The sequence below is a fragment of the Flavobacterium panici genome (assembly GCF_024499525.1).
Lineage (GTDB): Bacteria > Bacteroidota > Bacteroidia > Flavobacteriales > Flavobacteriaceae > Flavobacterium > Flavobacterium panici.
This window is the reverse complement of record NZ_CP100437.1, coordinates 3,063,035-3,089,552: the sequence shown is the minus strand read 5'-3', so window position 1 is coordinate 3,089,552 and position 26,518 is coordinate 3,063,035. Positions and strand designations below refer to the sequence as shown.

General features: G+C 33.5%; 26 protein-coding genes and 2 pseudogenes. 14 read left to right on the top strand and 14 right to left on the bottom strand.

Annotated elements, in window-relative coordinates; all coding sequences use genetic code 11:
* Nucleotides 1-9: 9 nt before the first annotated feature.
* The 4 genes from NLJ00_RS13195 to NLJ00_RS13180 all read left to right on the top strand — a co-directional run bounded on the left by NLJ00_RS13195 (nucleotide 10) and on the right by NLJ00_RS13180 (nucleotide 2,566).
* Nucleotides 10-960: a D-2-hydroxyacid dehydrogenase gene (locus tag NLJ00_RS13195; RefSeq protein ID WP_053473689.1), complete on the top strand. Its 951-nt coding sequence runs from the start codon at nucleotides 10-12 to the stop codon at nucleotides 958-960.
* Between the two features lie 101 nt (nucleotides 961-1,061).
* Nucleotides 1,062-1,625 carry a DUF937 domain-containing protein gene (locus NLJ00_RS13190; protein ID WP_256634078.1) on the top strand — a complete coding sequence of 188 codons (564 nt, stop codon included), beginning with the start codon at nucleotides 1,062-1,064 and terminating at the stop codon, nucleotides 1,623-1,625.
* A 170-nt stretch (nucleotides 1,626-1,795) separates the two neighbouring features.
* Nucleotides 1,796-2,233 carry a DUF6146 family protein gene (locus NLJ00_RS13185; protein WP_180861330.1) on the top strand — a complete coding sequence of 146 codons (438 nt, stop codon included), beginning with the start codon at nucleotides 1,796-1,798 and terminating at the stop codon, nucleotides 2,231-2,233.
* A 30-nt stretch (nucleotides 2,234-2,263) separates the two neighbouring features.
* Nucleotides 2,264-2,566: a DUF6787 family protein gene (locus NLJ00_RS13180; RefSeq protein WP_256634077.1), complete on the top strand. Its 303-nt coding sequence runs from the start codon at nucleotides 2,264-2,266 to the stop codon at nucleotides 2,564-2,566.
* 2 nt (nucleotides 2,567-2,568) lie between these two features.
* Here NLJ00_RS13180 and NLJ00_RS13175 read toward each other — a convergent pair whose 3' ends face one another.
* Entirely contained in the window at nucleotides 2,569-2,865 is a 297-nt protein-coding gene (locus NLJ00_RS13175; RefSeq protein ID WP_256634076.1) for a hypothetical protein, read from the bottom strand.
* Between the two features lie 94 nt (nucleotides 2,866-2,959).
* Complete coding sequence (locus NLJ00_RS13170; RefSeq protein WP_256634075.1) at nucleotides 2,960-3,679, bottom strand: phosphodiester glycosidase family protein; 720 nt, start codon at nucleotides 3,677-3,679, stop codon at nucleotides 2,960-2,962.
* A gap of 113 nt (nucleotides 3,680-3,792) precedes the next feature.
* Here NLJ00_RS13170 and NLJ00_RS25100 point away from each other — a divergent pair.
* The 4 genes and pseudogenes from NLJ00_RS25100 to NLJ00_RS13155 all read left to right on the top strand — a co-directional run.
* Nucleotides 3,793-4,017: pseudogene (locus tag NLJ00_RS25100) on the top strand (ATP-binding cassette domain-containing protein); the annotation flags it as partial.
* Between the two features lie 204 nt (nucleotides 4,018-4,221).
* Nucleotides 4,222-4,671 (top strand): annotated as a pseudogene (locus NLJ00_RS25095) (ABC transporter ATP-binding protein); the annotation flags it as partial.
* A 142-nt stretch (nucleotides 4,672-4,813) separates the two neighbouring features.
* The gene (locus tag NLJ00_RS13160) at nucleotides 4,814-5,578 is read left to right on the top strand and encodes a TIGR02757 family protein (RefSeq protein WP_256634073.1); all 765 of its coding nucleotides are present in this window, start codon (nucleotides 4,814-4,816) and stop codon (nucleotides 5,576-5,578) included.
* A gap of 189 nt (nucleotides 5,579-5,767) precedes the next feature.
* The gene (locus tag NLJ00_RS13155; RefSeq protein ID WP_256634072.1) at nucleotides 5,768-7,120 is read left to right on the top strand and encodes a DEAD/DEAH box helicase; all 1,353 of its coding nucleotides are present in this window, start codon (nucleotides 5,768-5,770) and stop codon (nucleotides 7,118-7,120) included.
* A gap of 133 nt (nucleotides 7,121-7,253) precedes the next feature.
* Here NLJ00_RS13155 and NLJ00_RS13150 read toward each other — a convergent pair whose 3' ends face one another.
* The gene (locus tag NLJ00_RS13150; RefSeq protein WP_256634071.1) at nucleotides 7,254-8,366 is read right to left on the bottom strand and encodes a lactonase family protein; all 1,113 of its coding nucleotides are present in this window, start codon (nucleotides 8,364-8,366) and stop codon (nucleotides 7,254-7,256) included.
* Nucleotides 8,367-8,612: 246 nt separating this feature from the next.
* On the opposite strand from NLJ00_RS13150, the gene NLJ00_RS13145 reads away from it, so the two are divergent.
* The 4 genes from NLJ00_RS13145 to NLJ00_RS13130 all read left to right on the top strand — a co-directional run bounded on the left by NLJ00_RS13145 (nucleotide 8,613) and on the right by NLJ00_RS13130 (nucleotide 13,132).
* Nucleotides 8,613-10,541 (top strand): BatA domain-containing protein, encoded by a 1,929-nt coding sequence (locus tag NLJ00_RS13145; RefSeq protein ID WP_256634070.1) that lies wholly within the window; start codon nucleotides 8,613-8,615, stop codon nucleotides 10,539-10,541.
* A gap of 132 nt (nucleotides 10,542-10,673) precedes the next feature.
* Complete coding sequence (locus tag NLJ00_RS13140) at nucleotides 10,674-11,924, top strand: dihydroorotase (protein ID WP_256634069.1); 1,251 nt, start codon at nucleotides 10,674-10,676, stop codon at nucleotides 11,922-11,924.
* A gap of 4 nt (nucleotides 11,925-11,928) precedes the next feature.
* On the top strand, nucleotides 11,929-12,255 hold the full coding sequence (locus NLJ00_RS13135; protein WP_256634068.1) for a hypothetical protein: 327 nt from the start codon (nucleotides 11,929-11,931) through the stop codon (nucleotides 12,253-12,255).
* A 232-nt stretch (nucleotides 12,256-12,487) separates the two neighbouring features.
* Nucleotides 12,488-13,132, top strand: a complete 645-nt coding sequence (locus NLJ00_RS13130) for an alpha/beta hydrolase (protein ID WP_256634067.1) — start codon at nucleotides 12,488-12,490, stop codon at nucleotides 13,130-13,132.
* Between the two features lie 121 nt (nucleotides 13,133-13,253).
* On the opposite strand, the gene NLJ00_RS13125 is transcribed toward NLJ00_RS13130, so the two are convergent.
* The 3 genes from NLJ00_RS13125 to NLJ00_RS13115 are packed head-to-tail and all read right to left on the bottom strand — an operon-like array spanning nucleotide 13,254 to nucleotide 15,006.
* Nucleotides 13,254-13,679 carry a hypothetical protein gene (locus NLJ00_RS13125; RefSeq protein ID WP_256634066.1) on the bottom strand — a complete coding sequence of 142 codons (426 nt, stop codon included), beginning with the start codon at nucleotides 13,677-13,679 and terminating at the stop codon, nucleotides 13,254-13,256.
* A 46-nt stretch (nucleotides 13,680-13,725) separates the two neighbouring features.
* Nucleotides 13,726-14,229: a hypothetical protein gene (locus NLJ00_RS13120; protein ID WP_256634065.1), complete on the bottom strand. Its 504-nt coding sequence runs from the start codon at nucleotides 14,227-14,229 to the stop codon at nucleotides 13,726-13,728.
* Between the two features lie 12 nt (nucleotides 14,230-14,241).
* Nucleotides 14,242-15,006, bottom strand: a complete 765-nt coding sequence (locus NLJ00_RS13115) for an MBL fold metallo-hydrolase (protein ID WP_256634064.1) — start codon at nucleotides 15,004-15,006, stop codon at nucleotides 14,242-14,244.
* 90 nt (nucleotides 15,007-15,096) lie between these two features.
* Here NLJ00_RS13115 and NLJ00_RS13110 point away from each other — a divergent pair, with 90 nt between their 5' ends.
* A complete protein-coding gene (locus tag NLJ00_RS13110; RefSeq protein WP_053473701.1) occupies nucleotides 15,097-16,557 on the top strand; it encodes a nicotinate-nucleotide adenylyltransferase in 1,461 nt (486 codons plus the stop codon).
* A gap of 294 nt (nucleotides 16,558-16,851) precedes the next feature.
* Here NLJ00_RS13110 and bcp read toward each other — a convergent pair whose 3' ends face one another.
* Entirely contained in the window at nucleotides 16,852-17,304 is a 453-nt protein-coding gene (bcp, locus tag NLJ00_RS13105; protein WP_256634063.1) for a thioredoxin-dependent thiol peroxidase, read from the bottom strand.
* Between the two features lie 99 nt (nucleotides 17,305-17,403).
* On the opposite strand from bcp, the gene NLJ00_RS13100 reads away from it, so the two are divergent.
* On the top strand, nucleotides 17,404-18,060 hold the full coding sequence (locus NLJ00_RS13100) for an endonuclease III domain-containing protein (RefSeq protein WP_053473703.1): 657 nt from the start codon (nucleotides 17,404-17,406) through the stop codon (nucleotides 18,058-18,060).
* Between the two features lie 16 nt (nucleotides 18,061-18,076).
* On the opposite strand, the gene NLJ00_RS13095 is transcribed toward NLJ00_RS13100, so the two are convergent.
* From NLJ00_RS13095 to NLJ00_RS13065, 7 genes are all read right to left on the bottom strand, one after another.
* Nucleotides 18,077-19,141: a tetratricopeptide repeat protein gene (locus NLJ00_RS13095; RefSeq protein WP_053473704.1), complete on the bottom strand. Its 1,065-nt coding sequence runs from the start codon at nucleotides 19,139-19,141 to the stop codon at nucleotides 18,077-18,079.
* A gap of 620 nt (nucleotides 19,142-19,761) precedes the next feature.
* Nucleotides 19,762-19,905 carry a hypothetical protein gene (locus NLJ00_RS13090; protein ID WP_165590706.1) on the bottom strand — a complete coding sequence of 48 codons (144 nt, stop codon included), beginning with the start codon at nucleotides 19,903-19,905 and terminating at the stop codon, nucleotides 19,762-19,764.
* A gap of 50 nt (nucleotides 19,906-19,955) precedes the next feature.
* Nucleotides 19,956-20,540, bottom strand: coding sequence for an RNA polymerase sigma factor (locus NLJ00_RS13085; protein WP_053473705.1), 585 nt, complete (start codon nucleotides 20,538-20,540; stop codon nucleotides 19,956-19,958).
* Nucleotides 20,541-20,851: 311 nt separating this feature from the next.
* Nucleotides 20,852-21,610, bottom strand: a complete 759-nt coding sequence (locus NLJ00_RS13080) for a glycoside hydrolase family 16 protein (protein ID WP_256634062.1) — start codon at nucleotides 21,608-21,610, stop codon at nucleotides 20,852-20,854.
* A gap of 71 nt (nucleotides 21,611-21,681) precedes the next feature.
* Complete coding sequence (locus tag NLJ00_RS13075) at nucleotides 21,682-23,340, bottom strand: family 16 glycosylhydrolase (protein ID WP_256634061.1); 1,659 nt, start codon at nucleotides 23,338-23,340, stop codon at nucleotides 21,682-21,684.
* 56 nt (nucleotides 23,341-23,396) lie between these two features.
* Entirely contained in the window at nucleotides 23,397-25,004 is a 1,608-nt protein-coding gene (locus NLJ00_RS13070) for a hypothetical protein (protein WP_235992136.1), read from the bottom strand.
* Nucleotides 25,005-25,015: 11 nt separating this feature from the next.
* A complete protein-coding gene (locus tag NLJ00_RS13065) occupies nucleotides 25,016-26,515 on the bottom strand; it encodes a RagB/SusD family nutrient uptake outer membrane protein (protein WP_256634060.1) in 1,500 nt (499 codons plus the stop codon).
* Between the last annotated feature and the right edge of the window lie 3 nt (nucleotides 26,516-26,518).

The window sequence follows — 26,518 nt, the reverse complement described above, 5'->3', positions numbered from 1 at the left end:
TATCACACAATGAAAGTATTAGCAAATGACGGAATTTCTAAAAGTGGAATTCTAGCCTTAGAAAAAGGTGGATTTGAAGTTATAACTACAAAAGTAGCTCAGGAACAAGTAGCTAACTTTATCAATGAAAATAATGTAGACGTAATTTTAGTGCGCAGTGCCACTAAAGTTCGTAAAGATATTATCGACGCTTGTCCTGGTATCAAAATCATCGGTCGCGGTGGTGTTGGTATGGATAATATCGATGTTGATTATGCTAAAAGCAAAGGAATTCATGTAATTAATACTCCGGCTTCATCTTCAGAATCTGTTGCTGAATTGGTATTTGGACACTTATTTTCTGGTGTTCGTTTTTTACATGACTCAAACAGAAATATGCCTCTTGAAGGAGATTCAAACTTTGACGGTTTGAAAAAAGCATACGCAAACGGAGTTGAATTAAGAGGGAAAACTTTAGGAATTGTTGGTATTGGTCGTATCGGACAAGCTACTGCAAAAATGGCTCTTGGTTTAGGAATGAAAGTTATCGCTGCAGATAGTTTTATTCCTCAGGTAGATGTAAAAGTGGAATTTTTCGACGGACAGTCTATTACAACTACAATTGTTTCTCAATCTTTAGAATCTTTATTTAAAGAGTCTGATTTTATTACATTACACGTTCCTGCTCAGGATGGTTACATCATTGGAGAAAAAGAATTTGAACTTTTGAAAGACGGAGTTGGAATCGTAAACTGTGCACGTGGAGGTGTTATTGATGAAGTAGCTTTAGTAAAAGCTTTAGATTCTGGAAAAGTTGCTTTTGCAGGTTTAGACGTTTTCGAAAGCGAACCAAAACCAGAAATGACAATTTTAATGCACCCAAAAATTTCATTGACGCCGCACATTGGAGCTGCAACTGGAGAAGCACAAGACAGAATTGGTACAGAATTAGCTTCACAAATTATTACTTTGTTAAGCTAGTAATTAAAAAATAAACTATCTTTAAAGGGATTTACTACTAATTTGTAGTAAATCCCTTTCTTTTTTATTAGTTTTGGCGTGTAATTTAAACTCTAAATATTATGTTTGAACAATTAACCCAATTAGTACAACAATACGGAGGCGATGCTGTTGTAAACAACAATGCTGTCCCAAATGAGCATAACGAAGCCGTAATAAACGAAACAAGCAATTCTATTTTTGAAGGCTTAAAAAAGATTGCTTCAGAAGGCGGAGGTGAACAATTAGCTAGTTTATTTAATGGAAACTCTCCTATCGATAATTCAAATCCTGTCGTACAGCAAATCTCGCAGCAATTGTCTGGAAGTTTGGGAGAAAAATTTGGCTTAAGCAGCGCTGATTCATCTGGTGTAGCTTCAAACTTAATTCCGCAGATTTTAGGTTCATTAGTAAATAAAGCAAAAGATCCAAACGACAGCAGTTTTCAAATTTCGGATATTATCAATTCAATCTCAGGAAACAGCGGACAAGCATCTGGAATCATGGATACCATTTCAAAATACGGAACTCAATTTGGCCTTGACCAAAACAACGACGGAAAACTAGACGTTCAAGATGTACTTGTAGTTACCAAAAGCAAAGGTGGTATCGCCGGGTTTATTGGGAAGTTGTTTGGAAGCAAATAGTAAGGCACAAAGGTTCAAAGTAACAAAGGTTCAAAGACCTTAAGAAAAATTCTAAAAACTGATTACAAAATTGTAATCAGTTTTTATTTTTTATAAGTAAGAAGTTAAACCTTTGTTACTTTGAACCTTTGCCTCTGTGAACCTTAAAAAAAATTCGTAACTTTAGGGTTATGAAAAAGTGTATTTCCATATTAATTATAGCACTAACAATAATTGCTTGTTCTACAACTTCAAAGAATATTGCAAGTGCAGACACTACTGCTTCAAACAAAAAAATAAGTGATACCGTTAGAATTGCAAACGATTCTCTGGAATATGAAGTAATCATTATCGATAATGGTTTTAGCACCTGGCTGGCGTCAAGAGCTTATCCTAGAAATTACCATTCATTAGCCTATCTTGAAAACAAAAATAATTTGTACGTAACCGAATGGAACAGCAGAGTTTTACAGCCGCAGCGTTATAGCCCTGACTTATATGAAATGTCGATTAATTACCGTCCTGACATTCATTACGGATACGAAGTAAACTATCTAATTTACAATTACATGATTTATTTTCAAAATACTTACAAACAAAAACTTTGGGGGTATGTTCCTTCAAGATAATTACTATATTTGTAATCATTACAAATAGCAATGAATAAATTAAAAGAACGCTGGGGAATCTCCTCAAATCTACAAGCCATTATAATACTTACCGTTTTTGCCATCACAGGATCGGCTTCTGCCTGGCTGTCTAAACCATTTTGCGTTTGGCTGGGAATAACCAAAGAAGATTTTGGAGGATGGTTTACCTTAATTCGACTGCTTATAATTTTCCCAATTTATCAGGTTTTACTAGTCGCAATAGGAACTGTGTTTGGGCAGTTTAGATTCTTTTGGAACTTCGAAAAGAAAATGCTCAAAAACATGGGATTAGGATTTTTATTCAAAAACTAAATTTATTCTCTTACTCTCTCACTCGAAAAGAAATAAGTATAAATCCAAGTCAATGTAAAAGAAGGAATGATATCCGTAAACGGAATTACTTCTTCAATAAAAGTTAAAACGCTGGCAAACTTTCCTACTCTGCCTTTATACATTCTGGTCATAATTATAGCCGCGATTGGCGCCCAAATTACATCTGAAAATTCACCAAGAAGCGGAATCGAAAAAGAAATCATACCAATTCCGTCCAAAATTAAACCAATAATTAATTTTGACATTCTATTGTCGTCTACAACTTTTAGGTCTTGCATTTTAAGTTTGATTTGAGTTTGTTCCGAAATTAAAAATAATTCATCAAATTCATTTTATTTGAATATTAAAATTTAATTTCAAAATTTCCACCTTTTAATTATTTCTAGTTACTGCAAATAACGCACCAAAATCTCCATCAGTTTGAATCCAGTTTTGTGATGGTAGATATGCACGGGATACAAATCCGTCAAGGTAAAGTGCATTTTTACAACCTAAAGTTTTAAAATAATTCGCAAAATCATAGAAATTGACCTCTTTCTTAGACAACACAAAAACTACATTTCCATTCGGCAAAATGCCTACTCCATTCCTAATATTTAGATTTTTTGATCCTTCTTTAAAAGCAGTATGAATCTGACCATCAATAACTAACATTGGACCAGATTGCGTAGCAAATTCTATTTCTTTATTATTTCTGAAATTTTCTGTCGTACAAATTACCGCCGTTTTTTTAGTCGTAATATAAAATACGCCATTCGGTTTTAAATAAAAATTTCCGTCAGCTTTTAGGGTATCCAAAGGAGATAACACTTTTTGCTTTTCAATATAAAGTCCTTGAGGAGAACGATCTGCCTTGTACATTCCTGCATTCATGGCAAAATCTAATTTAAGTTTTTTTGAAGCAGTATAGAGTTTAAGATTCTCGATACTTTCAAACCGTTTTCCTTTTTCGTCTTTCCAAAACAATCTTAAATACTGCTGTTTAACATCAACTTTATAAGTCAAAAATAAATCATCAGAATATTGCCCTGCACTAACAAAAACAGCAGCAAGTCCAAATATAAATACAAACAGAACTATTTTTAATCTCATTTTTCAAATATTGAATTATTAAAAGTAAACGTAAAATTACTTCATAAAATTCTGTTACAACACATTTTTATATCGATAGATTCTTCGTTTCTTTGTAAAAACAGTTTCACTAAATGATACACGCAAAAAACATACATAAATTCTACGACAAACTTGAAGTTTTAAAAGGAGTTGATTTACATATTAAGAAAGGCGAAATTGTTTCGATTGTTGGAGCTTCCGGTGCCGGAAAAACAACTTTACTTCAAATTCTGGGAACTTTAGACACACCCGAAAGAAACTCAGAATCATCATTAACCATTAATGGTGAAAATATTTTGAAACTGCAGGATATTGAAAATGATAATTCAAAAGAAGAAAAAACATTTAAAATAGTAACCTGGTCAGGCTCAATTTATATTATATTACTAGCAGTTTTTTTATTGTTTTTTAGGACTAAAATCTTAGATGAAACATTACGATCAGCAACAATTAGCATCTTGTGTTTACCAATACTTTTAATGTTTATTTACTACAACAGGTATTTTAAAAAGAAAAGCAAACAGGACAAAATACTATCTGAATTTAGAAATTTAAACTTGGGATTTATTTTCCAGTTTCACCAATTATTACCAGAGTTCACAGCTTTAGAAAACGTTTGTATTCCTGCATTCATGGCCAATAAACCAAAAGCACAAACCGAAAAAGAAGCTAAAAAAATATTGGAATATCTAGGTTTATCGCACAGAATTCATCACAAACCAAACGAACTTTCGGGCGGAGAACAACAGCGTGTTGCCGTTGCAAGAGCCTTAATCAACAAACCCGACGTGATTTTTGCCGATGAACCGTCAGGAAATCTCGATACACATTCTGCCGAAAATTTACATCAATTGTTTTTCAAGCTTCGCGATGAATTCGGACAGACTTTTGTAATTGTAACCCACAACGAAGAATTAGCCAATATGGCCGACAGAAAATTAGTTATGGTCGACGGTCAAATTAGTAATTAATATTTATAGGAGCTATTTCCTGCTGTCCGCTATATTCCCGATAAACAAAAACTACGGCTAAAAAGCCTTGTTTTTCTAAATCGGGAGATGCCGCTCCCATCAGGGCTAGGACACTCGAATAAACAAGAACATTTCATTTCAAATGAATCAAAAAGAACTCAAAGAATTTCTCGACGAAAAAGTCATTCAATATAACAATCAGGATTTTATCGAAAGTGATCCTGTGCAGATTCCGCATTTGTTTTCTCAAAAAGAAGATATCGAAATTGCAGGATTCTTAAGCGCATCAATCGCTTGGGGAAATCGTAAAATGATTATCAAGAATTCGCATAAAATGATGGAATTAATGGGCAATACGCCTTATGATTTCGTCATGTCGCATTCCGAAGATAATTTAGCTGACTTAGAAAACTTCGTTCACCGAACTTTCAACGGAAAAGATTTCGGCGGATTCATTAAAGGTTTACAGCACATTTACAAAAACCACAACGGACTAGAAGCTGTTTTTGCCAAAAATCAGGAAAAAGACAGTCTGCAGAAAAGCATAAGCGAGTTCAAAAAGATCTTTTTCGAAATCGATCATTTACCACGAACTCAAAAACATATTTCAGATCCGCTGAATAATTCTGCCGCAAAACGCATCAATATGTATTTACGCTGGATGGTTCGTCAAGATACAAAAGGCGTCGATTTAGGAATTTGGAAAACTATTTCTCCATCTGTATTATCTTGTCCGCTTGATGTACATTCCGGAAATGTTGCACGCAAACTTGGAATTCTTTCGCGAAAGCAAAATGATGCAAAAGCTCTATTAGAATTAGATACACAACTTCGTAAAATGGACGCTGCAGATCCTGTAAAATACGATTTTGCTTTATTTGGTTTAGGCGTTTTTGAAGGTTTTTAAGCTTTAAAGTTATACATTTTATTTAAGGTTTCCTGCTGTCAGGCTGAGCGAAGTCGAAGCCCTCATTCCAATTGGAACGCTCTTCGACTTCGCTCAGAGTGACAAACAAAGCAACAAAACGTTATCTAAAATTACAAAATCAACAAAAAACCATCATTTTAACGTACATTTGCACAAAATTTAATGCAAATGAGCACTTTCGAAAAATTCAATCTCCCAAAATCATTACAAAAAGCTGTTGACGAATTAGGCTTTGTTACGCCTACTCCTATTCAGGAAAAATCTTTCTCTGTAATCATGTCTGGACGCGATATGATGGGAATTGCGCAAACCGGAACCGGTAAAACATTTGCCTATTTACTGCCTCTTTTAAAGCTTTATAAATTCACCAATACCAATACTCCAAAAATTGTTGTACTTGTTCCAACCCGTGAATTAGTTGTTCAGGTTGTTGAAGAAGTGGAGAAATTAACCGCATATATGTCGGTTAAAACACTTGGTATTTATGGAGGAGTAAACATCAATACACAAAAAAAAGCCGTTTACGAAGGCGTCGATATTTTAGTTGGAACTCCGGGTCGTACAATGGATTTAGCGCTTGACGCTGTTGTTCGTTTTGATGAAACTCAAAAATTAGTAATTGACGAATTTGACGAAATGCTGAATCTTGGTTTCAGACCACAGCTGACTTCACTTTTAGCGATGATGAAAACCAAACGTCAAAATATATTATTCTCTGCAACAATGACAGATGAAGTTGATGATATATTAAATGATTATTTTGATTTTCCGGAAGAAGTAACGCTTGCAGCATCAGGAACACCGCTTGAAAAAATTACTCAGGTTACATACAACGTTCCAAACTTCAATACAAAAGTAAATCTGCTGAAACATTTATTGCAAAACGACGAAAGCATGGATCGTGTTTTGGTTTTCGTAAACAATAAAAAGATTTCGGATATGTTGCACACACGCATTGAAGAAGATTTTGAAGGACAATTTGGAGTAATTCACTCGAATAAATCTCAAAACTATCGTTTGAGCACAATGGCCGAATTTCAGGAAGGAAATCTTCGCGGATTAATTACAACTGATATTATGGCGAGAGGTTTGGATATTTCTAATATCTCGCACGTAATTAACTTTGAACTTCCGGAAGAACCAGAATTATACATGCACAGAATTGGTCGTACAGGACGTGCAGATGCAACTGGAACAGCGATTAGTTTTGTAACTCCAAGAGAAGAGGAATTTAAAATTGAAGTCGAAGTTTTAATGAATCAGGAACTTGATATCACTGATTTTCCTGAAGAAGTCGAAGTTTCAACAAAATTAATTGAGCCTGAAAAAGACAAACAGCCTATTAAGTTTTTAATGAAAAAAGTAAAACTTGAAGGAGAAGGAGCTTTTCATGAAAAATCTAAAAAGAACAAAAAAGTCAATTTAGGAGGCCCTTCAAAAACAAAAAAGAAAACCCACGGTTCTGTCAATCGAAATATGTTAAAAACGAGAGATAAGAAGAGGAAAGACAACAATAAATAAATTTTTAGATTCTAAGGTTCTAAGTTACTAAGATTCTAAGTTTTTTTTTTAAAATTAAAAAGGCTCAATAATACAAGTATTATTGAGCCTTTTATCTTAGTGTCTTAGCATCTTAGAACCTTAGCAACTTAGATTAAATTTTCGTAAAAACCAGCCCTACAGGCGAACACAATTGAATTCGTTTTCCTGTATCTGTAATTTTTCCTGTTGCGATATCTCTTTTAAAAATAACAATGTCATTTGTGTACTGATGACCAACTAAAAGGTAATTTCCTGTTGGGTCAATAGAAAAATCTCTTGGGCCTTTTCCTAAAGTACTTTGCTGTTCTACTAATTCAATACTTCCATTTTTAAGGATTTTATATACTGAAATTGCATTAGCATCTACACGATCAGAAACATATAAAAAGTTTCCGTCAGGTGAGATTTTTATGGCTGCTGCGCCAGTTCCGCCTTTAAAGCCTTTTGGTAAAATGCTGGTTTCGGCAATTACTTTTAAACTTCCTGCTTTATCGTAGCTAAAAGTTGTCAGCGTACCATCTAATTCCTGAACTAAATAAACAAATTTTCCATCTTTGCTAAAAGTCAAATGTCTTGGACCGCTTCCTGGTTTAACGTCAACACTTCCTTTTAAAGTCAGGATTTCATTTTTAGACGCAGAATTATATTTGTAAATAAATACTTTATCTAAACCTAAATCATTAGAAAGTACAAACTTTTTATCTGGAGAAAAAACCACCATGTGCACATGCGCTTTTTCCTGACGCGCCGCGTTTGGTCCTTTTCCTTCGTGCTGAATCAATTGCTGTACTTCAGAAATACTTCCATCTGTATTCTTTTTATAAACTACTATATTTCCGCCTGAATAATTGGCAACAATTACATTTTTATCATCATTTATCAAGTGGCAAGGATCTGCTCCCAACGCATCATTTTTATTCAAAAAATTAATTTTTCCAGATGCAGAATCATATCCAAATGCACTTACCGTACTTTGTGTCCCGTTCTCGTTTACTGCATAAATAAATTTATTATCTGCCGAAACCGATAAATAACTCGGACTCACTACATTTTCTGAAGAGCTTTTAAGTTTAAACTCGCCCGAATTTGCATCAAATTCATAAACATAAATTCCGTTACTCTGGCATGTATTCGTATAAGTTCCAACTAAAAGGTTAAATTTATTTTGAGCTTTTGCAGTGGTTAATGCGAAAGCTGAAAATAATATTAGAGATATTTTTTTCATAGTTTGTTTTTTTGAATACGCTAAAATACGCAATAATATCTTTCAGATCATTACAAATAAAACCAGAAAAGTTACATTTTTGAAAAAGGATTTTCACCATATAAGTGATATAAGTTCATTTTAGAACACTTAAATATTTTTTACTTATAATCTCTTACATGAACTTATATGGTTCAACCAAAAAATTTGTATTTTTGACCAGCATCTTCGTGAAAAATAAAAGTAGCGAAGTAAATCGAAGCCAGAATGCACTTTAAACATCCCGAAATTCTATACTTTCTTTTTTTATTGATTGTTCCAATTTTGGTTCACTTATTTCAATTACGAAGATTTAAAACTTCTTATTTTACCAATGTTCGTTTCCTAAAAGAACTGGCAATTCAGACTCGTAAAAGCTCGAAAATCAAAAAAAGATTATTGCTTGCCACTCGTCTTTTATTGCTTACGTGCGCTATTATTGCCTTTGCACAGCCTTTTTTTGAGGCTAAAGACAGTAAAAATGCTTCAAACGAAATGTATATTATTTTAGACAATTCGTTTAGTATGCAGGCAAAAGGCAAAAAAGGAGAATTGCTAAAACGTACCGTTCAGGAATTACTGGAAAATACGCCCGAAACGGCTCAATTTTCGTTGCTGACAAATACCGAAAATTACTGGAATACCGATATAAAATCATCCAAAACTGCTTTACAGAATTTAAAATACAGCGCAACACCTTTTGAACTTTCGTCGATTATGGCAAAAGTAAAAGCGCATAAATCGGCACATAAAAAAGATATTGTCATTATTTCTGATGCCGTTGGTTTAACTGAAAACGATATTAAAAACATTGATTCTAAAGAAAAACCTTATTTCATAATTCCGGAAGCCGAGCAAAAAAATAACGTTTCAATTGACAGCGTTTACATTAATCAGACTTTAGAGAATTTCTACGAAATAAGTGTAAATTTATCAGGTTACGGAGAAGATTTTAAACCAATTTCGACCGCTTTATACAATCAAAACAAACTGATTGCCAAAACAATTATCAATTTTGATGCGAAGAAAAAGAAAATCAACTTCACGATTCCAAAAGAAGCTTTTCACGGATATGTTTCTATAGAAGACAACGGTTTAACGTATGATAACAAATTGTTTTTCAGCATTTCTAAAAACAAAAAAACAAACGTAATTAGTATTGGCGAACCTGAAAAAAGTAATTTCTTATCGAGAATTTATACTTCTGCCGAATTCAATTATAATAATTACTCTATTAGTTCTTTAGATTATAATAGTTTAGAAAAACAAAATACAATAATCTTAAACGAATTAGTTGAAATTCCACAGGCTTTGCAAACGACTTTGAAAGCGTTTGTTTCTAAAGGCGGAAATTTAGTTGTGATTCCTTCTGAAAAAAGTTCGATTTCAAATTTAAATTCTTTTTTAGGGAATTTCGGAAAAGTGCAGTTTAACAATCTTAAAACAGAAAGTAAACTCATTACCAAAATTAATTTTGATCATCCTTTGTTTTCGGGAGTTTTTGAGAATAAAATCACAAATTTTCAATATCCAAAAACAAACAGTTCATTTGATATTTCAAGTCCATATCCTGCGGTTTTATCTTATGAAGATCAAAGTACATTTGTAACAGCAATTCAAAATCCTACGGCTGGAATTACAATATTTTCGGCACCAATAAATGCAGTAAATTCAAACTTTCAGCAATCACCTTTAATTGTTCCGTTGTTTTATAAAATGGCGCAGAACAATCAAAAAACGGGTGTAAATGCTTTAACAATTGGAAATAATCAACCTTATTTTGTTGATGTTTTATTGACAAAAGATGCAATTCTGGAAGTAAAAGGAACAGAAGATTCATTTATTCCGATTCAGCAGATTTTGAATAATAAAGTCAAACTAACTTTTAATGATTTCCCGGAAACAGCTGGAAATTACAGCATTTTTGACAAAAAAGAATGGGTTGAAAATTTGAGTTTCAATTACAAAAGAACCGAAAGTGATTTGAGTCAGGTAAATACAAATGTTGTTTCTGATTTTAAAACCGCCGATACGATTTCGACCATTTTTAACACCTTACAAACTGAGCGAACTGACAGCCAAATTTGGAAATGGTTTGTTATCTTTGCACTGTTATTTTTAGCATTAGAAATGGCGGTTATAAAATTTGTGAAGTAATTTTTTCACCATTAAGACATTAAGAATATTAAGTTTTTCCTTTATTAACTTCATTTCTTAATGGTTCAGAAAATTAAGTTTTAATGTTTTAAAATAATTTCATTCTTTCAATTAAAATAAATTTCTCTACATATGAAAATAATCATCAAAAGCGCCAAAATTATCGACTCAAAAAGTCCGTTTCATAACCAGACCGTTGATCTTTTAATTGCAGATGGTTTAATTGAAAAAATAGGAGTTTCTCTTCCAAATGATAATGCTGAAACAGTAAGATTCGACGATCTTCATGTTTCTCAAGGATGGTTTGACAGCAGCGTTTCTCTTGGAGAACCTGGCTACGAAGACAGAGAAACTATTGCAAACGGATTAAATGTTGCAGCAAAAAGCGGCTTTACAGCAATTGCGTTACAGCCAAACTCCTTCCCGATTATTGACAATCAGTCTCAAGTCAATTTTGTAAAAAATAAAGCAAATGGTTTTGCTACAGAAATTTTCCCAATTGGCGCTTTAACAAAAGCCAGCGAAGGAAAAGATATGGCCGAACTTTATGACATGAAAAAAGCCGGAGCAATAGCTTTTGGAGATTATAACAAAAGTATTGACAATGCTAATTTGTTAAAAATTGCTTTGCAATATGTTCAGGATTTTGATGGTTTGGTAATTACTTATTCGCAAGATCCAAACCTAAAAGGAAACGGCGTTGCCAATGAAGGAATCGTTTCGACAAGATTAGGTTTGAAAGGAATTCCAAATCTAGCCGAAGAACTTCAAATATCAAGAAACTTATTCTTATTGGAATATACTGGTGGAAAACTTCATATTCCGACGATTTCCACAGCGAAATCGGTTCAATTAATTAGAGAAGCTAAAGCAAAAGGTTTAAATGTTACGACAAGTGTTTCTGTACATCATTTGGTTTTAACAGATGAAAAACTAGACGATTTTGACACGCGTTTTAAAGTGACTCCGCCATTACGCACTGAAGTTGACAGACAGGCTTTACTAAACGGAATTGCCGACGGAACTATCGATACCATTACATCAGACCATAATCCGATTGATATTGAATTCAAGAAAATGGAATTTGATACGGCAAAAAACGGAACAATAGGGCTTGAAAGTGCTTTTGGCGCATTATTAACGGTTTTACCGCTAGAAACTGTGATTGCAAAACTAACTTCAGGAAGAACTGTTTTTGGTCTTGAAAACAACACAATCGAAGAAGGCGCAAAAGCAAACTTTACTTTCTTTACTCCGGAAGGAAAATCAACTTTTACGAAAGAAAATATTCTTTCAAAATCTAAAAATTCTGCTTTTTTAGGAACTGAACTTAAAGGTTCTGTGTACGGAATTTTAAATCAAAATCAACTTGTTACAAAATAATACAATGAACAATTCAATCGAAGAAGGAAAATCAATTGCCATTACCAGTTACATTTTAATTATTGGCGTTTTGATAGCAATGTCTATGAATTCTGAAAATAAAAATAGTTTTGCGTCTTTTCATATTCGTCAGGCTTTAGGTTTATCGCTGACATTTATTTCTTTTGGGGCTATAATCAGTAATTTTGACAGCTTTTTTATCACTTTCCCAATGTGGATTTGTATTTCAATTCTTTGGACATATGGAATCTTCACTGCTATTCAAGGCCAAATGAAACCGATTCCTTTAGTTGGAAATGTATTTCAAAAATGGTTTAAATCTATAGGTTAGGGAAATTCCGAATTTTTGAAATCCAAAAAAAAAATCCGTTGAAATCAGCGTTTTCGCTTTAGCGAATCTGTTTTATCAGCGTATAAATTTTGAACACGGATGACGCAGATTTGCAAGCAAAAACGCGGATAAAAAACAGATTTTTCATAATAACATCATCCACAAACTTTGCAAAAGTTAAAAACTGAAAACTGAGACTGCGACTGAAAACTAACAATTCACAATTAAAAAAATGAATCTATCTTTAGAATATAAAATACAAGAGCCAAAAGTAATTTTAGATAAAAATCCGTTATTGCTTTTATTACATGGATACGGCAGTAACGAAGCTGATTTATTTTCTTTTGCTTCTGAACTTCCTGATAATTATTACATTATTTCGGCCAGAGCACCTTATGATTTGCAATATGGCGCTTATGCTTGGTACGCCATCAATTTTGATGCAGATCAAAATAAATTTTCTGATAACGAACAAGCTAAAACTTCGAGAGACGTAATTGCTTCTTTTATTGATGAATTAGTTGCTAATTATCCAATAGATGCCAATAACGTAACTTTAATTGGATTTAGTCAGGGATCTATTTTGAGTTATTCTGCTGCACTTTCGTATCCTGAAAAAATTCAGAGAGTTGTGGCAATGAGTGGTTATTTTAATGAAGAAATCATTAAAGAAGGTTTTGAGAAAAACGACTTTAAAAACTTAAAAATATTCGCTTCACACGGAACTGTAGATCAGGTTATTCCAATTGAATGGGCGAGAAAAACCCCAGCAATTTTAGAAAAACTAAATATTCCGGTTACTTACAAAGAATATCCTGTTGGACACGGAGTTGCTCCTCAGAATTTCTTTGATTTTAAGAATTGGCTGGCTTTGTAAGTTTACAGTGTTCAGTCGCAGTTTTCAGTCTTGGTCTGTCAATTGCAATCTGAAAACTTTGTCAAAGTTTCAAACTTTGACAAAGTTCTAAGCTGTAAACTGCGACTGAAAACTGTAAACTTTATTCTCCTGTATAAATAATCTTCCCGGCTTTTTTCAAGACATATCCTTTCCACGGAATTAATTGATAATCATCTTTATTCCAAGAATCTCCTTCAGATTTTCTTTCTAAAATGATGGATTCTTTTTGAGTATCCAGAAAAAGCTCTGCTTTGTTTCCTTCAAAAATTACGTAGGCAGCGGTTGTATACGTTTTACCTGTTTCTTCTGTATGCGACAGTTTTGTTCCTTCAAAAACTCTAATACATTCTTTTTTAAGCGTTGACCAAGTATAGCCGGCTGAACCTTTACATCCGTGTTCATCAGAATCTCCTCCAACTAATTTCTTTTCCTGTGGTTCTTTTACAACAGTATTTTCCTGAGAAACTTTTTTAGCACAGGAAAATCCCGCAATTGCAATAATCGTTAACAAAAACATCTTTTTCATAATCCTATCTATTTTATTGGGTCAAAAAAAATAGGATTATAAAATCCTATTTTTGATATAACCAAGTTTGATTTACTTCAAAGGTAATATTATCATCGTTATCAACAAAGTATTTTAACAAGACTTCTCCCCATAATTCTCCATTACTGTAATCTGCAATGATCCAGCGATGGTTTAAAATTTTTACTTTATTGATGATAAATTTATTTGGACCTATTTGATCTTGTCCTGTGTATGGGTTTCCTTTTGGATTTGCATTGAAATCTAAAAGTTTTTCGGTTACAACCGGGATTAGTTTTTCAAATAAAATTACTTTTCCGCCAGAAGCACTATTGTCAAAATAGTTTTGTGCATTTTCGTTATGTTCTAAAGAAAAATAATCTGCATCGGCTAATTTAGCTGACACTAAATTAATACTGTCTCTTAGCTTTTTAGTTGTTTTCTCATATCTTTCTTCACCAAATTGCACTTCTCGGCTGTAAAACATATAAGTAAAAACATTCATTAATATCGCAAGGATAAAAAGGTAAAGCATTAAGGATTTTTTCATTTTGTGGTATAATTAAATTGTAATTTCTAAATTATCATAGGCCAGATAAACGTTTTCAGGAAGTTGTTTCTGTACTTCTTCGTGAAAGCCTAAAACGTGGCTAATGTGTGTTAAATAAGCTTTTTCAGGTTTTACCAAATTGATAAAATCAAGCGCTTCATGTAAGTTAAAATGAGTATCGTGAGGTTCAACACGCAAAGCATTTACAACCAAAACTTTTAAACCTTTAAGTTTATCAACTTCAGTTTGTTCGATTGTTTTGACATCAGTTAGGTAAGCAAAATCATCGATTCTATATCCAAAAACTTGTAAATCACCATGCATGGCATTTATTGGAATTGCAATTTTATCTCCAGCTGCAAAAGGTTCGTTGTTTTTGACTTCAATAGTTTTTACACTTGGAGCGCCCGGATATTTATTTACGGTTTCAAAAACATAATCAAAACGGCGTCTTAAATTATCAAGCACGCGTTTATGTCCGTAAATAGGAATTTCGCCTTGTCTGAAATTATACGGACGAATATCATCTAAACCGGCAGTATGATCTGCGTGTTCGTGCGTGAATAAAATAGCGTCGAGTTTACGACATCCACAGGAAAGCATCTGCTGTCTGAAATCAGGGCCGCAATCGATTACAAATGAATGCTCGTCCCATGTAATCCAGATGGATACACGGAGCCTTTTGTCCTTAGCATCAGTGCTTTTACAAACGGGATGATCGATTCCGATAATCGGAATACCTTGAGAAGTACCAGTACCTAAAAAATAGACCTTCAATTGAACTTAATTTTTTTACAAAAATAGGATTATTTCTCTTTCATTAGAACCCTAATTTACTAACTTTGTAACAAATCTATTTAAAATAAAATGGGTACAGAAATAAAACTCAAAGGTGACAAGGTCATCGAACAGATTCCTTCTATAAAAGACAAAGCTTTACGCATTAATTTAAACGAGAATATTTACGGAACATTTGCTGAAATTGGCGCTGGACAAGAAACAGTTAGACATTTTTTCAGATCCGGAGGTTCTTCTGGAACGATTGCAAAAGCGATGTCGGCTTATGATAAAGATTTTAGTGATGCTGTTTACGGGATTGAAAGTGACGGAAGATACGTTACCGAAAACAGACTTAAAAAAATGCTTACGTTTGAAGGAGAATTGATCGAAGAACGTTTGAGCAGAGAAAAACACCCCAATAAACTTTTCTTCAGCTACGCTAATACAGTAGCAACAATAGATTTTGCCAAACAGTTTAAAGGACACGGCTGGGTTGGAATTCGATACCAGATTGAACCAGACGAGGCATATAACGAAATTATTCTTCATATTCGTTTTAAAGAAACTGATGCCAGATTACAACAAGAAACACTCGGGATTTTAGGTGTAAATTTAATTTACGGTGCTTTCTATAAATATAATGACCCAAAACGTTTACTGCGCTATTTATACGATCACTTAGATAAAGATCAATTAGAAATCGATACAATCAATTTTTCGGGACCTCGTTTTGCTGATGTTGACAATCGTTTGATGAGTTTACAATTGGTTAAAAACGGAATGACGGATGCCGTAATGTTTAATCCGGAAGGAAAAAATGTTTTACCGGCTGCTGTTTTATACAAAAAAAATCTTCTTGCTTTTAGAGGAAGTTTCCGTCCGGTTACAAATGTGAATCTTGACATGTACGAGAAATCATTAAAAATGTTTCTCGGGGAAAATAAAGTAGATAAGGACAACACATTAGTGGTTTTTGAAATTACACTTTCGAATTTACGTTCGGATGGTGAGATTGATGAGCGTGATTTTATGGACAGAGCCGAATTACTTTGTTCGCTTGGTCAAACGGTTATGATTTCAAATTTCCAGGAGTATTATAAAGTTGTGGAGTATTTTTCTAATTATACCAAAGCCCGTATGGGATTAGCAATGGGTGTAAATAACCTTGTTGATATTTTTGATGAGAAATACTATCGTCATTTAAGTGGTGGAATTCTGGAAGCTTTCGGTAAATTATTCTACCGTGATATGAAAGTATTCTTGTACCCAATGTTAGGAGATAATGGTGAAGTTATTACTTCTGACAACCTAAAAGTTCATCCGAGAATGAAGGAATTGTACAAATTCTTTAAATTCAACGGTAAAGTTGTTGACATTAAAGATTACAACCCAAACATATTAAATGTGTTCTCTCGCGAAGTACTAAAAATGATTGGTCAAGGAAAAACCGGCTGGGAACCAATGCTTCCGTCTGGAGTTGCCGAAATTATAAAAGAACATCATCTTTTTGGATATCATCCACAGAAAGAACTAGAGCAAAAAGCTTAATATAAAAAGTCCCTTAATTTGGGACTTTTTTTGTCTACTGAATGTTTTTTTTAACGCAAAGTACGCTAAGGTTTTTTATATGATAGACTGCATTTTTGCATGCTCAAAGTTCGCAAAGCTTTGTACTGACCAAGCTTTGTGAACTTTGCTTTTTTATAAAACCTACATATAAATAAAACTTAGCGCACTTTGCGTAAAAACTTAGCGTGCTTTGCGTAAAATCTTAGCGTGCTTTGCGTTAAAATTACACACAAAACAACCTGAAACTTGAAACCTCAAACCTGAAACAAAAATTTACTTCAAAATCTGTGCTGCGTGTTCTTTTGTTTTTACATTTTCGATTACTTCTTCGATGATTCCTTTTTCGTTGATTACAAAAGTGGTTCTGTGAATTCCGTCATATTCTCTTCCCATGAACTTTTTTGGTCCCCAAACTCCAAAAGCATTTATTACTGATTTATCTTCATCGGCAATTAATGGAAATGGTAATTCGTATTTTTCTTTGAATTTGGTTTGTGCCTTTTGACTATCAGCACTTACTCCAAGAAGCTCATAATTATTTGCCTGAAAACGGTGAAAATTATCTCTTAAATCACAAGCTTCGGCTGTACAACCCGGCGTACTTGCTTTTGGATAAAAGAAAACTACTAATTTTTTTCCGGCATAATCTGCCAGCTTATGTGTTTTTCCGTCTTGGTCTGTTCCTGAAAAGTTTGGTGCTTTATCTCCGGCTTTTAATGTTGTCATATCTTTTTATTTTAGATTTCAGATTGTTGATTTTAGATTTTAAAACAAAGATAACTCATAAGTTATAATTCGCTATTTTTACACTTTAAAATTACGGAAATGAATAAAGAAGCTCGCGTACAATTTGTTATAAATACGTTAAAAGAACTCTACCCTACTATACCTGTCCCGCTTGATCACAAAGACCCTTATACTTTATTAATCGCTGTTTTACTTTCTGCTCAATGTACAGATGTTCGCGTAAATCAGATTACGCCGCTTTTGTTTGCAAAAGCAGATAATCCGTATGATATGGTGAAGATGTCTGTGGAAGAAATTAAGGAAATTATTCGTCCGTGTGGTTTATCACCAATGAAATCAAAGGGAATTCATGGTTTGTCTGAAATTTTGATTGAAAAATATAATGGTGAAGTTCCGCAGAGTTTTGAAGCGCTTGAATCTTTGCCGGCTGTTGGACATAAAACGGCAAGTGTTGTTATGTCTCAGGCTTTTGGAGTTCCGGCTTTTCCGGTTGACACACATATTCACAGACTAATGTACAGATGGAATCTTTCGAATGGAAAAAATGTGGCTCAGACTGAAAAGGATGCTAAAAGATTATTTCCGAGAGATACATGGAATGATCTGCATTTACAGATTATTTGGTACGGACGTGAATATTCGCCCGCTAGAGGCTGGAGTTTAGAGAAAGATATTATTACGAGAACAATTGGTAAAAAATCTATAATAGAAGAAGCTGCTAAAAAGAAAGTTTAGCAGCTTCTTTTTTATTTTACATACTGCTTTTTAGAGCATTGTATTCGTTTGTCATATCAAGCGATCGATATACTCCCAAAAGTGTTTTTGTAGCTTCTGGATTTTTTGGTTCGATAATAAGTGCTTGTTTTAGATACGGGATTGCACTGCGGGCAATATCATCTTTTTTAGCATTTAGCTTGTCATATTTTTGCATTTCAGACGGTGACGTTCCTAAAGAAGCTATTTCATCGGCTAAATCTTTTTTGACCTGCAGTTTCAAATACGCCATATTTATATAGGCATCCAGGTAATTAGGGTTAAGTTCCAATACATAATTATAAACTGCTTCGGCTTTAGGATAATCTTTTTTCTCCAAATAAGCATAAGCTAAATTACTGTTAACCTCTATTTTTTTTGAAGGAACTAACTCGTTTCTTGGTTTTTCATAAAACCCTTGTTCTATAGCTGATTCTCTGGCTTTTGTAGAAACAAAAAAATCTTCTTCTTTTGTTTTCTTGTTTGTAGCATAATACATCATCCTCTTTCCGGAAAAATTTATTTTCTTTAAGATTTCATAATATTTTACTGCCGACTCGTAATCTTTAGCATTTATAGAAGATGCTGCAGCGTTAAATAAGTTCAATGTGTCTTTTTTATCAAACAAATAAACTTTATAACTTTTCTCTGCACTTTCTTTGAATTTTCCAGCATTAAAATCGGTCATTGCACCATTAACAAGAGTAGATTTCATAGCTTTTAAAGCTGCATTTGCTTTAACTGTAAATTTAAACTTTCCTGATTCGTTTTCATACAAAAATACATCCTGATAAGCTTGTGAGGCCAATGTAAAATTATTAGCTGCATCTATATTTTTTCCAGCTAAATCCTTATATACATTTCCTTTTAAAAAATAATAATCAGATTTGGCTTCATCTGATGCGTTAAGAATAAGATATTCTGTTTTGTTTAAAATCGCCAATGCTTCCTCGCTTTTTCCTTTATCGTATAAAGACTGCGCTTCTTTTATTTGATCATTTTGAGCAAATGCTGCGACATTTATCAATAACAGGATTGATAACATCTTTAGGTTCGTTTTCATATTTCGGTTGGGTTTTGGTTGTTAAAATAGATTTAGTTTTTTGAATGAATTTTGCTGCAAAACTGATAGTAGAGCACTTCAGCCTGCGTTTAAATGAAAAAATAAGATTTAGAGATCAAAATTGCCATAAGTCTCTTAATTTAATTTCTCAAAAAAATCAAATTTCTTAGTAAAGAACTAAGGCGTATAACAAACAAAATGAAATAAGGGAGAGTAGTTTTTTTTCATAGGTTTTTGGTTATTGGTTGGACAAATTAGGGTGATTGAAATGTTTTAATACGAAAAATTCTTATGTTTTTATGAAATAATAATTATTTTTTAACTAAAATAAAATTAATTATTGAATAAAGAAATATTTTGACTAAAAATATTGAATTTTAACAAAAACATAATTTTAAATCAAAATCATATTTAAGGGTAAAAATGAAGAATTAATAAGTGATTGGAAAAATCTGTTCAGGAAAAACACGCAGTTGAATTTATCATAATAAAGTAAAATTCAGGATTTAAGACAAAAAAAAACTCACTATCTGTATTTGCATACAAATAGTGAGCTTTCAACCAAAACGACCATTTGGTTTTTCTTTCGAAATAAACATCCGACCAAAGCAGCGGGCTGTTTAATTAGCTATAATCTCAAAATTTTTATCTTCAATTTTCACAACCGTTAAGGCTTGTGAATAACTTAGTAAAAAAGAAATTACTTCTTTTTTAGGTTTCAAATCTTTAGAAGCTAACGCTTTTTTTGAGTAAATTTTCGCCATACTGTGTAAATGTTTTATAATAGTATAACGGGCTAATATTCAAAATAGTATTAGTTGGTTAAAATAATTTGATGTTTGTCAATTATTTTTCTCAAATTCATAAGCGCATAACGCATTCTTCCCAATGCAGTATTGATACTTACATCTGTTAATTCTGATATTTCTTTGAAACTCATATCCTGATACATTCTCATTACCAGTACTTCTTTCTGATCTTCAGGAAGTTCTTCGATTAACCTTTTTAAGTCAACCTCAACTTGATCTACAATCATTCTGCTTTCAACATTTAATGAATCGTCAGACATGATAGAGAAGATTGAGAACTCTTCGGTTTCTCTGTACATTGGCATTTTTTTGGTTTTGCGAAAGTGGTCCACAATTAAGTTATGTGAAATACGCATTACCCATGGAAGAAATTTACCTTCTTCGTTATAGGAATTACTTTTTAAGGTTTTGATTACTTTAATAAAAGTATCTTGAAAAATATCATTTGAAATGTCTCTATCAGCAATCTTAGAATATATAAATCCATATATTTTAGATTCGTGCCTTTTTATTAATGTTGCAAGAGCAGCTTCACTGCCTTCAACATAATTTTTTACTAATAGAGCGTCTGGAATTTGCAGATCAGCCATAATACTACTTTTTTAGTTTTAATAATTTGGAGTAATTTTTCTAAAAAGTAATTTTATTTTATAGGCGTGATCTTTTTGAGTTATGTTAATTATTGTGACCAAATTTAACAAATATTTATTTTAAAAAGCAAACAAAAACAATAATAATTAACATTAAATCGTTAAGTTTTTTGCTGCAGAGACCATTTTTGATAAAAATAGTTAAAAAAATGCGGTTCAAAACGATTTAAAAAACAAATGTAAATAACTTACAATTAAATATTTAAGCTATTTACACCTGCTTTTTGAGTAAAATTTAATTCTATATTTTTTTATTGATAAACACGTACGTAATCGACGTAATATTTTTGAGGAAGTACAGAATCATCCACTTCAGGACCTCCAAAATTGCCTCCAATGGCTAAATTTACAATAATATAAAATGGTTTATCAAAGGGCCATGTATCTTCATTTTTAACTTCAGGATTGAAAGTATAAACTAAAGTCGAATCCACAAAAAAGGCGATTTTATCTTTATCCCATTCAATGGCATATACATGATAACCTTCTTCAATATTTGGAAATTCAGTTCTTTTGGTATTAATCGTATTTCCGTGGCTGTCCTGCGTATGAAGGGTTGTATAAACCATATGCGGATCTCTTCCTATATATTCTAAAATATCAATTTCTCCTGTTTTAGGCCATTTAACTTCATCAATATTGGCGCCTAACATCCAGAAAGCAGGCCACAAACCGTGTCCAACAGGAAGTTTTGCCCTTGCTTCGATTCGGCCGTATTGAAATTGTTTTTTTCCTTTGGTTGTGATTTTTGTCGAGGTATATTTTTCTCCTTCTTTTCTGGCTTCAATAACTAAATTTCCATCTTTGAATTCGTGGTTGGTTTTAGTATAGATTTGTCTTTCATTGTTTCCGTAACCGCACAAATTCGGACAGCCGTCCCCAAGTTCGAAATTCCAGACTTTTTCATTTAATTTTTTAGTATTGAAATTTTCTTCCCAGACCAGTTTCCTCTTTGTTTCCTGCGCGTATGAAAAACTGCAGATTAACAATAGTAAAATTATTTTATTCATAGTATAATTTTAAAATTAAGAAGGCCAGCCGAAGCTGACCTTCTAGAATTACTAATTAATTAACTCATATTCTATTGATAAATTCTCACGTAATCAATCTCCATAGAAGACTGTGTGAAAGCACCATCAATATTACCGCCTAGATTACCTCCCATTGCTACATTTAATATTAAGAAAAAGTCGCTGTTAAAAGGTAATGAACCATCATTTGGAACTGAATGAAGTAAATCATCATCTACATAAGTTTTTACTGATGCAGGGCTCCATACTAATTTATAAACATGGAATTCTGTTGAAACGTTGGTGTATGTTTTTGATGCTGTATTACCATTTCCACCTGAATGTCCAGGATAATGAAGCGTACTCAAAATCACATTTTGATTGTTACCCACATGTTCCATAATGTCTATTTCTCCACAGGCCGGCCAAGGTTTTGTAGCATAATTTTGTCCAAGCATCCAGATTGCAGGCCAAGTTCCTGCTCCGCTTGGAAGTTTAGCTTTAACCTCAACTTTTCCGTATGTAAAAGCAAATTTAGCATCTGATTTTAATCTGGCTGATGAATAATCTGCACCTCCAGAAGCTTCTTTTTTAGCTGTAATAACTAAATTACCACCTTGTACTTTTACGTTTGTTGCTGCGTTGGTATAATTTTGTTTTTCATTATTTCCCCAGCCGTTATCTCCTCTTCCTAAATCATAATTCCATTTTGTTGCATCTGGCGCTCCATCAGTATTGAACTCGTCAGACCAAACCAGATTTGTATAATCTGTTGTTGGATTTTGATTAGGTTTTGTGGTAGTAAAAATATGATACCAAGCTAATGCAGGATTTCCTCCCATTACGGCTCTTACAACCATTCTGTTTGCTGTGATTGACAAGATTTCGTATGAACTCTGACCAATATAGTACCCCATAAATCCACCGTCAGAGAAGTTCAGCATTGTTCCTCTTGTTTGTGTTGCATGATTTGGATTTTTGGTCACTACAGATTCTGATGGGCTTAATGAAACTGTTTTAACACCACTTGTATTATAAGTTAAACAAGCATCATCTGGTCCACTTCCTCCTCCTACGCTTGCAAAAGCTGCGTTAAAGAATGTTGCTCCGCCGTTGTTTAATTCAAATTTCAATTGATCTCCGTCTTTTGAGAAAGTCAATTCGTTTTCGTATAAACAGCTGCTTGCCGGCGATGCTGCTTTTTCAAATGGTCCTGCCATATAGTAGTTTGCATAGTAGTTTTTAGTCGCATCGGCATCGTTTTGACCAACTCCTAAGTGTCCTGCTTCTGAAGCTGACCAGTACCATTTTTTAGATGAACCACCTGTTAAGAACGCTACGGCTTCATCATCACTAAAGTTACTTAATACTGTAACATCTAGTGTTGTGTTTGATGCTACACCGCCTCTTCCGTTTGCAATTACTGTAACAGTATAGGTATTTACGCCTGTTTTTGTAAAACGTTTTGTAAAAATACCACTTGGAGAAGTTTCAGATGTTCCATCGCTAAAAACATATTTAAACGAAACAGCATTATCTGCTTTTGCAGTCAATTTTACCGTTCCTGATCCGTCTCCGTTTGGAGCATCAGCAGTTTTTCCTATAATTTCAGCTGTTACCTGAATATTAGAGGGCGCCGCCAAATCGCCAAAAGCAAAATCATCTTTTTGACAACTTATTGCTAACAGCAGAGCAAAAAGTAATACGAAGTATTTATTATATTTTTTCATTTTGTTATTTTTTATAAAATGTAAATTCATTTTAATCGATTAATAAGGTTCATTTTTTATTTATGAAAATAAACGTTATCAATATATATGGTATGACTTCCGGTTGGTGTTCCAGAATAAATAAGCTGTGCAATATGAGCTCTGGTTGTTAATCCTGTAAAATCACTTAAAGGAATATCCAGACTTACCCATTGTCCTTGTGCCGGAGCGGTAAATTTAAGTTCGTGTTCTTTATCATCTCCTCCTCCATTGTAAACTCCATTAGCTCCAAAATCAACTAATTTGATTCTGAATTCTGTAAAATCTGAAGACCAAACATCTACGTGGAAATGTGTCATTCCGGTTGCATCAATTGTTGTAACTGGCTCGATACCCACAAAATTTAAATCTGAGTATTTTTTAACTGCATTTCCTGCAACAGCTGTTTCTTCTAATGTTGCTGCAGACCAATCTGTACGCCATGTTTGAATGGCAATATTTGAATATGCATCACTAAATAATGAAATAACATTTGCTGCCGGTACAGCTGGCGTTGGTGCTGCTGTGCTTAATGTTTCGACGTCTTTATAGAAATAAATATTATCTATAAATACAGTTCCTCCAGCCCAAGGGGTTCCCACAAATTTCAATTGGAAAATATCTGCTACTGTTAATCCCTGACTTGTAAATGCCGAAATTGGAATATCAATACTTGTCCACTGATTTGCAGTAAGATCTTTTACAACTGGTTTTTCTCCATTTGTTTTACTAATTAATGAAGTTTCGATTTTTTGTAAATCTGCTGTCCAAACATCCATGTGAATGTAATCCATTCCAGAAACATCAACTGTAACATTATCTGCTAAAGCAATTCCCTGGTAGCTTAATTTGATATAGTTCAACATTTTGTCGCCATTCAAATCAAATTCTGTCCAGCTGCTTCCTTGTCCTGCTTGTCCCCAATCTGGGAAATAGTTTGTTCCGGCAACATTAGTGTATTTAGAACCGTAAATAGAAATTACATTTCCTGCTGCTCTGTTTGGCGGCGTTGGTGCCGAAGTTGTTGGATTAAGAACTAATTTTGCTTCAAATTCCTGAGATTTTTCAGTTGTTTTAATTGCAGCACTTTTTGAAACTACACGAATTGTGTAAACTCCAGCTTGCTGATACGTATATGAAACTGATTCTCCGTTATTAGCCGAAATTGGATCTGGTTTTCCTGCTTCTCCAAAATAAACATCATAAAACAAGGCAAAATCTGCTGTTGCTTTTACGGTTACTTTTTTAGAAACTGATAAATCGTTTGTTATTACCACTACTAAATTTTCCGGAGCTTTAAACGAAACTAAAACCTCTTGTGTTACTTCAGTCTTTTTTCCTGTAATTCCCATTGCAATAATTTTGCTTTGGTAAGTTCCTTCTTTATAAACGTGTGTTACGGTTCCTCCAGAAGGAAAATAATCAGATTCTGGCGATCCGTCTCCGTAATTTATTTTGTATTGTGTTACTCCTTCTCCTTTTGGTAAAAAAGTTACTTTACCGGAGTTATCCTGAGTTACAGTGGTCAAAGCAGATATGTTTGAGGGTGCGCTTACACCTTCTAAATCAATATTGCTGTCATCGCTTGAACAGCTAAAGAATAGCGCTAAAACGACAAGACTTAATATATAATGTAATTTTTTCATAATAGTATTTTTTAATATCCAGGATTTTGCGACCAGTTACCGTTTGCGAATTGAATTTCTTCGATTGGAAGTGGAAATAATTCATTCTTATTAGCTTTAAATCCAGGAATTGTTCCAACAGCTTTGCCAGTTCTTACTAAATCAAAGAAACGATGTCCTTCTCCAAAAAGTTCTACTCTTCTTTCTGCCCAGATAAAATCTGTAAGAGCAGCTCCAGAAGCCGTTACGTTATGGTTATTATCTCCAAATGCACGCGCTCTAACAAGGTTTAAATATGTTCTTGCTTTTGCGTCATCAATTGCACCTCTGTTGTAAGCTTCTGCAGCCATTAAAAGAACGTCTGCATAACGAATTGATCTGTAATTATTTGGATTTGTTAAATTCAAATCTCCCTGTGCATTTGAGCTTCTTTTTCTTGGAATATATTTTCTGTTGAAGAAACCTGTATCTTCATTTCCTTTTCCATAGCTAACTCCTTTTCCGTTATCATAATTAGCATTTGCAGCAGCAAAAGCAGCGATGTCTAAAATAGCTACATCTTTACGTCTGTCTCCAACTTCAAATGCATCAGCGCTTTCCTGAGTTGGTATATTAAAACTAAATCCTGAAGAGAAAAGTGGTCCTGAAAAATTTCTTACACCGCTAAAACCTACAGCTACGTTACCTTCACTACATTGTAAACATCCAAATCCAGCTCCTTCAATGTCTGTATATTGTACTTCAAAAACAGATTCTGCTCCGTTTTCTCCGTCCATTTCAAATATTGAATTATAATCTGTTACTAAAGAATATTTTCCTGAAGTAATTACAGATTCAAGTACCGTTGCTGCCTGCGTAAATTTATTTTGATATAAATAAGCTTTTCCTAATAATGCCTGAGCAGCAGTTTTAGTGGCACGCCCTTTTTGAGAAGCATTTGGTGCTAAATTAGCCGATGCGAAAATTAAATCAGCTTCAATCGAAGCATACACTTCCTGAACTGATGAACGCGGTATCTTTTTTTCATCTCCAAGTTTAAATCTCGCATCGCCCTTCATTGGTATACCGCCAAACCATTTCACTAATTCAAACTGGTAATATGCTCTAAGAAAACGCGCTTCGGCAATAACTTGGGTTTTCTCGGGAAAATCGGTTTTATCTTGAAATTCAAGAATATAATTAGCTCTTTGAACTCCTGCAAACATCCAGTTCCAGATATCTCTTAAGTTACTGTTTACCGGCGTATGAATCATATCATCAATTTGCTGCCATCCAATAACATCTGTTGGACTTTCTCCTCCTGCTAATGTATTATCTGAAGCAATTTCTCCCAATATAACATTTGCATATGAAGATTGAAGCAAATCGTAAGTAGCAACCAAAGCCTGATCGTAATCTGATTTTGAATTAAAATAGTTTTCAGAATCGATAGAATATTCTGGTTTAGGGTCTACAAACTCATCCGAACAAGAAATACACAAGGTCGAAAACAGAGTAAGAGATATAACGGTTGTAAATAAATATTTTTTCATTTT